The 9,800-nt window shown below is 62.0% G+C and carries 17 protein-coding genes; 14 read left to right on the forward strand and 3 right to left on the reverse strand.

Going from position 1 to position 9,800, the window contains the following annotated elements; genetic code table 11:
* Positions 1–8: 8 nt before the first annotated feature.
* The 5 genes from GS429_RS08455 to GS429_RS08475 all read left to right on the forward strand — a co-directional run bounded on the left by GS429_RS08455 (position 9) and on the right by GS429_RS08475 (position 1,946).
* Positions 9–272, forward strand: coding sequence for a hypothetical protein (locus tag GS429_RS08455; RefSeq protein ID WP_160064535.1), 264 nt, complete (start codon positions 9–11; stop codon positions 270–272).
* Positions 269–718, forward strand: coding sequence for a hypothetical protein (locus GS429_RS08460; protein WP_160064537.1), 450 nt, complete (start codon positions 269–271; stop codon positions 716–718). The genes GS429_RS08455 and GS429_RS08460 overlap by 4 nt, the downstream gene beginning before the upstream one ends.
* Positions 718–1,320 (forward strand): hypothetical protein, encoded by a 603-nt coding sequence (locus tag GS429_RS08465; RefSeq protein WP_160064539.1) that lies wholly within the window; start codon positions 718–720, stop codon positions 1,318–1,320. Before GS429_RS08460 ends, GS429_RS08465 begins: the two co-directional genes overlap by 1 nt.
* On the forward strand, positions 1,320–1,640 hold the full coding sequence (locus GS429_RS08470; protein ID WP_160064541.1) for a hypothetical protein: 321 nt from the start codon (positions 1,320–1,322) through the stop codon (positions 1,638–1,640). Before GS429_RS08465 ends, GS429_RS08470 begins: the two co-directional genes overlap by 1 nt.
* Positions 1,641–1,751: 111 nt before the next feature.
* Positions 1,752–1,946 carry a hypothetical protein gene (locus GS429_RS08475; protein WP_160064543.1) on the forward strand — a complete coding sequence of 65 codons (195 nt, stop codon included), beginning with the start codon at positions 1,752–1,754 and terminating at the stop codon, positions 1,944–1,946.
* A gap of 19 nt (positions 1,947–1,965) precedes the next feature.
* On the opposite strand, the gene GS429_RS08480 is transcribed toward GS429_RS08475, so the two are convergent.
* Positions 1,966–2,745: a hypothetical protein gene (locus GS429_RS08480; protein ID WP_160064545.1), complete on the reverse strand. Its 780-nt coding sequence runs from the start codon at positions 2,743–2,745 to the stop codon at positions 1,966–1,968.
* Positions 2,746–2,870: 125 nt separating this feature from the next.
* Here GS429_RS08480 and GS429_RS08485 point away from each other — a divergent pair, with 125 nt between their 5' ends.
* The gene (locus tag GS429_RS08485; RefSeq protein WP_160064547.1) at positions 2,871–3,941 is read left to right on the forward strand and encodes a Cdc6/Cdc18 family protein; all 1,071 of its coding nucleotides are present in this window, start codon (positions 2,871–2,873) and stop codon (positions 3,939–3,941) included.
* Here GS429_RS08485 and GS429_RS08490 read toward each other — a convergent pair.
* Positions 3,938–4,129, reverse strand: a complete 192-nt coding sequence (locus tag GS429_RS08490; protein ID WP_160064549.1) for a plasmid mobilization protein — start codon at positions 4,127–4,129, stop codon at positions 3,938–3,940. The two genes, GS429_RS08485 and GS429_RS08490, sit on opposite strands and share 4 nt — an antisense overlap.
* A 107-nt stretch (positions 4,130–4,236) precedes the next feature.
* Between GS429_RS08490 and GS429_RS08495 the strand changes: the two genes are divergently transcribed.
* The 8 genes from GS429_RS08495 (at position 4,237) to GS429_RS08530 (ending at position 8,413) form a co-directional block, all read left to right on the forward strand.
* On the forward strand, positions 4,237–4,419 hold the full coding sequence (locus tag GS429_RS08495) for a ribbon-helix-helix domain-containing protein (protein ID WP_235920774.1): 183 nt from the start codon (positions 4,237–4,239) through the stop codon (positions 4,417–4,419).
* 335 nt (positions 4,420–4,754) lie between these two features.
* Positions 4,755–4,976: a hypothetical protein gene (locus GS429_RS08500; RefSeq protein ID WP_160064553.1), complete on the forward strand. Its 222-nt coding sequence runs from the start codon at positions 4,755–4,757 to the stop codon at positions 4,974–4,976.
* The gene (locus GS429_RS21805) at positions 4,976–6,388 is read left to right on the forward strand and encodes a hypothetical protein (RefSeq protein ID WP_201293988.1); all 1,413 of its coding nucleotides are present in this window, start codon (positions 4,976–4,978) and stop codon (positions 6,386–6,388) included. Before GS429_RS08500 ends, GS429_RS21805 begins: the two co-directional genes overlap by 1 nt.
* Complete coding sequence (locus GS429_RS08510) at positions 6,385–6,780, forward strand: hypothetical protein (RefSeq protein ID WP_201293989.1); 396 nt, start codon at positions 6,385–6,387, stop codon at positions 6,778–6,780. The genes GS429_RS21805 and GS429_RS08510 overlap by 4 nt, the downstream gene beginning before the upstream one ends.
* Positions 6,777–7,535, forward strand: a complete 759-nt coding sequence (locus GS429_RS08515) for a hypothetical protein (protein WP_160064555.1) — start codon at positions 6,777–6,779, stop codon at positions 7,533–7,535. Before GS429_RS08510 ends, GS429_RS08515 begins: the two co-directional genes overlap by 4 nt.
* Positions 7,535–7,927, forward strand: coding sequence for a hypothetical protein (locus tag GS429_RS08520; protein ID WP_160064557.1), 393 nt, complete (start codon positions 7,535–7,537; stop codon positions 7,925–7,927). Before GS429_RS08515 ends, GS429_RS08520 begins: the two co-directional genes overlap by 1 nt.
* Entirely contained in the window at positions 7,924–8,256 is a 333-nt protein-coding gene (locus GS429_RS08525) for a hypothetical protein (RefSeq protein WP_160064559.1), read from the forward strand. The genes GS429_RS08520 and GS429_RS08525 overlap by 4 nt, the downstream gene beginning before the upstream one ends.
* A complete protein-coding gene (locus tag GS429_RS08530; RefSeq protein WP_160064561.1) occupies positions 8,249–8,413 on the forward strand; it encodes a kinesin in 165 nt (54 codons plus the stop codon). The genes GS429_RS08525 and GS429_RS08530 overlap by 8 nt, the downstream gene beginning before the upstream one ends.
* On the opposite strand, the gene GS429_RS08535 is transcribed toward GS429_RS08530, so the two are convergent.
* Complete coding sequence (locus tag GS429_RS08535; RefSeq protein ID WP_160064563.1) at positions 8,377–9,675, reverse strand: tyrosine-type recombinase/integrase; 1,299 nt, start codon at positions 9,673–9,675, stop codon at positions 8,377–8,379. The genes GS429_RS08530 and GS429_RS08535 overlap by 37 nt on opposite strands.
* Between the last annotated feature and the right edge of the window lie 125 nt (positions 9,676–9,800).

The following is a 9,800-nucleotide window of genomic DNA, read 5'->3' on the forward strand; positions in this document are numbered from 1 at the left end:
GAGCGAATATGGCTACAACCCAGCGGAACGAAACGGTTTCGGAAGCACAGCCCTACGAACTCGAGAACGCCGCCGGCGGCACGCTCGTCTACGAGCCAACCCGCGAGTACCGCGAGACGCTCGGTCGGACGACCCAGGTCGGACGTCGCCTCGTCGGCTTCGTCGACGTCAACGACTGGGATGCGATCCGGTCGGAGCTCGCACGCCGCGGCCATGATGTCGGCATGGTCCACCACCGCGAGGAGTTCGACGCCGCGGAGGTCGGCCGATGACAATCATTACCGCCACCGACCTCGGTGCCGACCTGTGCGACGAAGAGGCCAATACCCAGGCCGAACTCCTTGAGCAGAAACGCGCTCAAGTGACAGTCGAACCGCAGACCCAAATAGTGGTCGCGACCGACGGTGGCGAACCCGCGGATGACGTCGAGCCACTGGACGTCGGCGATCACGTTCAGGACGCTGACGAGCCGGACGCGACGATGGTCGTGATCCGGGAGTGCGACGATCTTGCAGGCGAGTACTCTGTCCCCGAGTACGACGAGACCGTCGCTGAATACAACAACTGCGACCCCCAGGAGCGCGTCTACCAAATCGTCTTCGCGAATCGGACGGACAAGGACCTGGCAGACCTGCGACGCTACCCCTACCCACGAAGCCGACTCGAGGTCGTCTCCCGCGTCCACGATCGCGACGACACCGAGGGAGGTGAGGAGTGATGTCCGAAGCAGCCGACACCGACGTCGCGGATGCAATCGATGGCGAGGCCGTCGACGTGACGGCACTGCCGCGGTCGTTCCTCGTTGAGGGATCCGGACCCGTGACCGTCGTTCGCGACCACGGTGACGTCACCGAGCGTACCGAGGGTGAGGTGTCGATCTCGCGACGGCTCGAGACACTCGACGGCTTCGCGACGTTCTGGGCGTTTCGCGACCTGCGGAACTGGAAGCGCAACGCGATCCGCGAGGTGCTCGAGGACCACGAGGACGGCAGCCTCCGCTACGTGATCAGTGACGACCAACTCGAGCAGTGGGACGTCCAGGTCGACGGCCGCGCCCAGGCGTTCATCGGCGTCGCCGAGACGATCGTCGACGGTGAGGTGGCCGACAATTTTGAAGCGCCAGATCACCGATTCGAATCCTACGCCCAGAACCCGTCTGGGAGGGACGTCGACGAGATGACGCTCGATTTCGCCAAGGATCTCAAGACATCGCCACTCTGGGGGCCGGGCACACGACTCGCCGAGCTCACGATCCGGCATTCCAAACGCGACGAGCTCGAGCACTACGTCGGAGAGCTGCTCGAGGAGGTGTCGGAGTGATGGCGGCGGTTGAGCAGCAAACCGACGGCGTCGACCGCCGTGCACTGACCGAATACCTGACCGTCATCGAGGACATCGGTCGTGTTCGTGGATGTGATGGTCAGTACCTGGCCGTCTCCGAGTCTGGTTCAGAGTATCTCGTCGACGCACGATTGATGACCTGCGAGTGCCCGGACCACCGCTTCCGCGATCGGGAGTGCAAGCACATCAAGCGCGTCGCGTTCGCGACGGGCGCCCGGCCGGTCCCTCCGATCGTCGACCAGGAGGACGTCGCCGGTGAGCTCGGAGAGCATGTTTCCGGTGAACCGAGGTGGGCCTGATGGCAGCGAGTGGTGACGAGATCGAGGTCACGCTAACGTTCGAACGGCCGCTGACCAGTGACGATCTTTTCGAGCGCTGTCTCGAGATCGCCGAGTACCTAGAGGATGGCGATGACTGACGCGATCGATATCCGTTACCAGCCGGCCGGCGGTCCGCTGCGCAAGGTGTCGTTCCGACCCCGATCCGACGGCGGGTGGCTGCGGGTCACCCTCGAGTGGAATGGGTGCCAATGGCGCGAGACCGGGTGCGAGTCCGTCGACGAGGTCGCCCTCGAGTGTACAGGTGGCGTCGCGATCGGCGAGTAGAAGCAGCCCCTTTTCGTAGCTATTCCATCTCGACGGTCCAGGTGCCGTCGGCTTCGACGTCGACCCAGCCGACGCCGTCGTGGTTGAACGTCGTCTCGCCCTCGTACTCGTCGATTTCGTTGAACACGCCCTCACCAAACATCCCATCTTCGGGGTAGACACGGACCTGGAAGTTCGATTCGCCGTCGTGCTCACCGTACGCAGTGTGGCGGCCGGAGAAGTTGATCGGTCCGATCACGTCCGGTGTGTCGCCGCTCATCGTCTGCGGGAGCTCGTCGGCCTCGGCTTCGGTGGCTCGCGGCTGGCTGACCTCGAGGCGCCACTCGCCGTCGGCTTCGACATCCATCGTCTGCGTGCCGCCCTCGAGGAGATCTGCGCTCGCCCCCTCGTAGTCGCCGATCGCGTTGACGAAGCCGGCGCCGAACTCGTCGCCGTCGCCCTCGTAGATGCGGACTTGGAAGTTCGACTCGCCGGTGTGCTCGGCGTCGACGACGGTCAGTCCACCCTCGATCGCAACCTCTTCGACTGTGGCGCCGGTCCCGGAGAACGTCTGCGTCTCCGGTTGATCCGCAGTCTCCGATTCCTCTTCGTCTCCGTTTTCGTCTTCGTCGGGTTCTGGTTCGTCTTCGCTGGTGCTCTCGTCTCCGTTTCCGTTGCCGTTCGGATCGTCGCCGCCGTTACCGTCGTCGCCGTTGCCGGTGCCGCCTCCGTTCTCTTCGTCGTCTGCGTCACCGGCACAGCCGGCTAGCGCAGTCGATAGCGTGACGCCACTCGCGAGGAGGAGTTTTCTCCGATTCATATCACCTAAATTGGACGGTTGGTTGATACGTGTTTCGGCACTATCGGAAGTATCGGAAACGGCCACTGCACTGTTTCGAAACGCCGCCCATCATTCTATTATATCACCAAAGGGAATAGTCGTCCATGATTGCAGATATCTGGGTGTTTGACGACGATTATCAAACCGACATCCTCCATCGGAATGAAGAACTCAACTCGCTTTCTCGACTGCTCGAGCCCGCAACACGCGGGGAACGTGCTGACGACGTCCTGATTCACGGACCCTCTGGTGTTGGAAAGACTGCAACCGCTCGCTGGATGCTCCGCGATCTCCGGAAGCGCGCCGCTGTCAGTTCTGCGTTGGTCGAGTGCTCGGGGGAGACGGCAAATGGCATCATCCACGAGGCCGTCGAAAAACATCCAACAGGGACTGTTGTTCAGCGCAATTCTCCTCGCGACGAACTCGTCTCGGTCCTTGAGGAGATCGTCGACGAGCCCTTCATCATCGTGCTGGACGAGGCCGACGTCATCCCAGATCTGGACGTCCTCGATGATCTGCTCTCGGTCGAGTTACTCTCGGTCATCGCGATCACGCACTCTGAAACGGAGTGGCTCTCGCGAGTCGAACGCGAGATCCGGCCGTGCTTCCGAGGGGATAGTCAGATCAACTATCGGAAATACCACGTTCCGGAGCTCGTCGATATCCTTGAACCGCGGGTCGAACACGGGCTGATCGGTGACCCAGTCCGAGAGGGGCAACTCGAGTGGATCGCAGACGAGACCGGTGGAGTGGCCCGGTGGGCGATCAAGTCTGTGCTCGCTGCTGCCGAGTTGGCTGAGGAACGTCGCCACGAATACTTCCACGAGGCCGACGTCCGCGATGCGTTTTCGCGTGCGAAAATGAAGATCCGGAAGGATAACCTACTGAGTCTCCCTGTGCCGTATCAGCGATTATACGAACTCGTTCGACGCGCCGGCCCGGCTAGCGGCGGCGAGATGAAAGATGCGTATCTCGAGCACCAGGAGGCAATCTTCGACGGCCGCAGTAAAGACCCGGTCAGCTGGAGACAGGCATGTAACTACCTCTCGAAGATGGAGGATTACGACCTGATCCGAATGCCAGGTGAAACAAACGCGAAGGTCTACGAAGCAGTTGATTCGGAATTAGAAGCGCCTGTAGAGTTCGAACTGAGACAAACTGCAGAACTGGATTAGTCAGCCGTCGCGACGGCTGCGTTAGTCGAGTTTCCCTCTTCGCCAGCCTCCTCGAGTTCTTCCAGCGCAAGTTCACGAAGCCAGTCAGAGATTCCCGAGTAGCCCTGTTTGGCCGCGAGCACACGAATCTCCTGCTTTTCCTCCTCCGTAACGTAGGTGGAGATCTGCTTGTCGCGTTTCCCGGTCATGGTACCACCATTCTACTACACCACCATAAGAATGTACCATTCTACAGTACCATTCTAACACAGTCGGGTTCGGTACTATTATGGTGGTGAACTACTATGGTAGTACCATGGCGCACCCGACGTTCAGCATGCCCGATGAAATGTTGGAAGATCTTGAAGAGCGGGTCGAAGAAGCTGATTCCAACCGGAGTCGGTACGTGCGCGAGGCTCTTGTTGCCCGCTTTCAGGCAGAAGACGATGATGAGTGGGAAGCGCCTGAGTCCTACACTGTCGAAGTCAACGGACTCTGAGCACAGGCTACCAACCAAACTGCAGTGAGTCGGGTGTCATCAGCACCCGACTCGAAGTCAGAAACACCTGCTCGCATGGTCACGTACGCTATCCCACGATATTGTTACGCGGCGGCTATAGCCGGTAGCACAGCGGATAAGCAGCAATTACCTCGTGCACGCTGTTTCGAAACGACGCGGGGTACTTTAGTAGGGTTTCGTGACCAACATCAGAACCAGCCACTCGCGGCTACTGCCGAAGCGCGCCAAGGTACCAACTTCCGCACTCCGGCTCTCCGCGGGTCACAGACGACAACCATCCCGGGGCAGATTCCCGCCCCGGTACATCCGTAACCATGTACACAGACGACAACCATACAGAAGACGGTAACGGAACGAACAGTACCAACCTCGCCGAGACGGACGACGTCGTTCATAGCGCCCTTGAAACGATCGAGGACGAGACCAACGCCGATTGTCAGGCCAGTGTCGATGAGACTGGCTATTATATCCTCGAGAACCCGAGCAACGGCGACGCCTGGATCCGCACGCAGGATATCGCGGAGGTGCGTCCGTAATGTCCTCCTGCTCTACCTGCGGCAACCAGTCGTGGCTCTGCCAGCAGTGCAAACTCGACGATCTCGAGGATCGCCACGGATCTCCAGCTGATCAGGATGTCAACCACTGGGTCCTCGGCGACGATCGCGAACTCTGGCACGCCTCGACAGATTTCGACGCCGGCGTGCACACGTGTGCCTGCGACGATGAGATCCCGACGCCGCTCGAGTGGAGCTCCGAGGACCTCCGGTACGTCCCTGACCGGTACGCGGAAGTCCCTGTCTGTCAGGGATGCGTGGCCCGCCTCGAGGGAACACGAGCAGAGACCGTCCCAGACGATGCGACGTTCGAGCGCGCGTCGGAACTGCGAGCCGACGGTGGTCGGTCCGAGACTGATCGCCTCGAGCGTGCAGTTCGCGAGGCCGCGGTTCTCGTCGAGGCCGGCGACACGACACGCGCGGCGGTCGCCACGGCGGCGACGGCCCACCGCGTCGAGCACCGTCGCGACGACGTCCTCGAGCGCGTTCACGATCGTCGCGACGGCCAGCTGGTCACCGACGGCGGACGTCCGCTGCACCGCGCGAACTGCGAGGACTGTTCCTGGTCCTACAGCAATGACGACCTCGTCGACGTCTCCGATGAGATGGAGCGCCACGCTCGTAAGGAAATGCACGACATCGATCTCGAGCGGGCGGTCGCGACAGACGGTGGGCGCGTAAACTCCAGCAGCGATACTGAGCATCCCGAGGTCGTATGCCTGTGTGGCTCGACGCGGTTCAAAGAGACCTACCGCGAGGCGAACGAGCGCCTCACGATGGAGGGCAAGATCGTCCTCTCCTGCGGCGTCTTCGGCCATGCTGACGGCGTGTCGTTCAGCGAAGGTGAGAAGCAGATGCTCGACGCGCTCCATAAGCGGAAGATCGACCTTGCCGACCGTATCCACGTCATCAACGTCGCCGGCTACATCGGCGACTCCACGCAATCGGAGATCGAGTACGCCCGGGAGACTAACACCGAGATCTCGTATCTGGTGCAGCCGGTCGTGACCGACGGCGGTCAGTCTGTGGACGGTACTGACCGCGACAAGAGCGACGTGATGCCGAGCCAACTCGGGGCGAGCATTACGGTAGAGATCCCGATGTTCGAGTGCGAGTACTGCGGGGATGACACGGAGCGGGTTGCTCGAGAGGACAGCGAATGGGTCCATCACACCTGTGGGATGCCTGTTTCTGACCACTTCGCAGAGACGGCGAACGAACAACTCGAGAACGGTGTATTCGACCGAGGAATCGTTGAGCATGAGGCGAATGCGGCGGCCCAACGGATCATCCCGCAGTTAGAGAATGCAGACGAGCGGTCACAAGACGCGGCCACTGACCCAGACTCAGATTCTGAGAACCCCACGCGAACAGAAGGGGGTGACCAAGCGTGAGTACTGGCGTCCCCCGAGAGGGACAACCCCAGTCACAGGTGCCGTATATCCGCCGCAACGCGACGCTCCTTCAGGACCTTCCCGAGCCTGGTGAGCAGTGGCGTTCAAAAGCAATCTCGGACGAACTCGCGAACCGCCTTGTTGGTCTCCAAAACAGGGGCATCGTCCAGCGGGTCGACCGTATCAAGTGCGAAGAGTGGAGTAAACGCCGTTGCATCTGGCAGACCGATCGCGATGCCTACGGCCGCATCCAGACTGTCCTCGAGGAGGGTGACGACAACGCACTGCTCCCGTGCGGACACTCGGCTATCAGTAACGAGCGCGATGTCGACGGCGTCTCGTGTGGCGTCTGTGGGGAGGTCCACGATCGCGAGGAGGTTGATTCGCGATGACCGTCAACGCTGACGCACTCCGACGACTCGCCGACGTCGTCAACACGCTCCAGGAGACGCCGATCGATGTCGACAGTGCGCAGCTGCTCGACGTCGACGAAGATGCGATCCGAGGGCAGCTAGCGGTGACCGTTCCGAATGAGGCCGAACTGGATCTCGTCGAGACGATGTCCGAGATCTCGAACGATGTTGAGCGAGCACAGACGCCCGTCGAGTCGGCCACCGACCTTGAGGACGAAGACCCCGAGGACGATGTCGACGACGTCCTCGATCACACGTCGACCGAGGATCTCCAACGGGCCTACGACGAGGCGGACGGCAACATCAGCACTGCTGCTGAGCGATTCGAGATCGGCTACACCGCTGTCTTTCGGCGCATGAAAAAACACGGCGTCCACGAACCCAACAGCGGTGACAACGCCCAGAGCGATACCGCCGAAGACGTCACGGTCGATGCGCTCGAGGACAGCGACGACGAGGACGACGTCCGCTGCGATGGATGTGGCCAGACGTTCGAGAGCCGGAAGGCGCTCCAGGGGCACGGACCGAAAAGTTGCGAGGAAGGCGATGCAGATCCAGTCGACCTCCCCGACGGCGTCACGGCGGCCGATGTCGAGCAAGCTGTCGCCGAGCACGAGACGCTCGGCGATGTCAGCGAGGAACTCGGTGTCTCCCGTGGACGCGCCCGCACGATCACAGTGGCGCTCGGGTGCTACGGAGACGTTCGCGATGTTCCAGCGCGAGGTGACGACTGATGTCGGGATGGGACGAACGCTGCTCGCGCTGCGGCGACGATCTCGATGACGTCCGCCACGGCGAGACCCTCTGTGAGGACTGCGACCGAGCCCTCGAGATTCGGGCCCGCACCGACGGCATCCACTGCCCCAGCTGCGACGGACGCGGCGAGTTCATCGACTGCATCGATGATCTGTGCCACGCGAACGGCGAGTGCTTCCACAGCGGAAACACGGTGTGCGATCACTGCGGCGGCGACGGGCGTGTCTCTCCCGAGACCTGCGACGAGTACTACGACGGCCGCCTCGCCGAGCGAGCTCGACTGAGCCCACTGCAGACGATCGCGCTGCTTGGCCTGGTCGCGCTCGTCTTCTGGGCGACGCTTACGCTCGCCTACGGGGTGGTCGCATGAGCGCCCAAGTCCTCGAGACCTCCGACGACGTCGCCGGTCGCGAACGCCGGCGTGCAGCCGAACACTCGATTGGCGAGGTCTCGATTCACGTTGAGGACCGCTGGCCCGACCGGGCGCTGCTCGACGACGTCGACGTCGAGGAGGCCTGGAGCGAGGCCGACCCGATCCACTACCCCAGCGCCAAGCGCGGCGCTGTTGCCCGCTACCACCGTCGTACTGACACCGTGCTGCTCGCCCGTCAGGGCGGGCTCGTCACGTGCATCGAACTGATGGACCGGCCGTGGTCCGAGCGCATCTACATCCGCAACCAGGTGACCAACGATGAGTAAGAGTACGACGCCGAACGCCGAGGACCCGAGCGACGAGTTGACCGACGACGAGCGAGAGCTGTTCGAACGACTCGCGAATCGCTACGACGACGAGGTGGGGCGCATCTTCGAGATCGCGCTTCAGTCCTCGACCGACAGCGAGGAGGCCAATTCATGAAGCTGGTCGCGATCCATCACGTGGGGCTTCTCCTCGATGGTTCGGCGGCCGGACATGAGTTCCTTCCGTCGACCGGGGTCTTCTTCGTCGACGATCTCGTCGTCGATCCGCTCTTTCAGCATGTCGATCAACTCCTTCGCCTCGAGGTCGAGACTGAAGCGGCAGTGGATGCAGAAGTCTCGGTCGTGCGGTGTCTTTTCGCCACAACGGGGGCAGGTGACCGGCGCGACCTCTTCGGTCGTGTCCTCAGTGTCGACCTCGAGACCGTGCATGGCCGCGTACTCCTTCTCCTGGGTCTCGCCGGAGAACTTCGCGACGTACCGGGAGATGACCGGCGAGCCCCGGGCACGACCCTGACGGTCTTCGATGAACGCTTGGGACTTGTCACGGGTGGAAAGCCAGTAAGCGTTCGACTTCCGCAGGTTGGTCGGCGTGACCGGCTTCTGGATGTCGGCGCGGGCAGCGGGTTCTTTGAAGCACTGGAGGAACCGCTGGTAGCTGAGCCGACCGGTGCTGTTGAGCTTCGACCAGAGGTAGTCATCGCGACCGCCGGGATGGTCGTTCAGCCAGCGGTTCACGTACGGCGTCGCGAAGATCAGGTGGACGTCGTGCTCGCCGCGCTTCCCGTCGACGCGGACCTTGGTCGAGTGCTCGCCGTCGGTGACGTCGCCGACCGTCATGTCGTAGAGCTCACCGCCGCGGAACCCGCCCTCGAACTGCAGCGCGATGATTGCCTTGTCGCGTGGGTTGCGGGCCATCTCGATCATCGGTTTGACGTCATGCTCCAGGTCGAGCATATCCGCTTCGTCCGGTTCGGGATCGTAATCACGAGTAGTCTTCGTCGAGATCCAGTCGTGAGTGTCGGGGATCTCGTCGCCACGGGTGACGTGCTTGGCGAGCAGCCGGAACGCGACGCGGTAGTCGCGGTTGGTCTCCTGGGAACCGTCCTCGACGTCATAGGTGTCGTGGATCCAGCGGACGACCGTCTTCGCGGCGTCCTTCGCTTCGTAGAACGTCTCGTCATCGACGTCCTCGGCGTTCTCGAGGATCGACTCGTGGAGCTCGACGTCGGCGTGCTCGCTCATCCGGACGAGATGCCGGAGCAACTTCTCGTGTCGGTAGTGACCGTAGTCCTCCCGTCGGAGTCGAAGCTCATCGCTGAAGTCCAAGAGGAGTTCGCGATCAACGTCGGAGCCGCCGCGATCGCCCGTGGTGAGCTTCTCGCGGAGTGTTTCGACGCCCTGCTTCGGATCAGGTGCCATGAATGTCACTCCAAGCCGACTATGTTAAGGGTTTGGCTGATATCCCTCCACCGGCTCCTACCAATTTCCTTACAATCCCATAGCTTAGGGTCGGGGCAACCCGACGCCCACTGTGGGTTTTCACA

This window comes from Natronorubrum halalkaliphilum (assembly GCF_009834785.1).
Taxonomy (GTDB): domain Archaea; phylum Halobacteriota; class Halobacteria; order Halobacteriales; family Natrialbaceae; genus Natronorubrum; species Natronorubrum halalkaliphilum.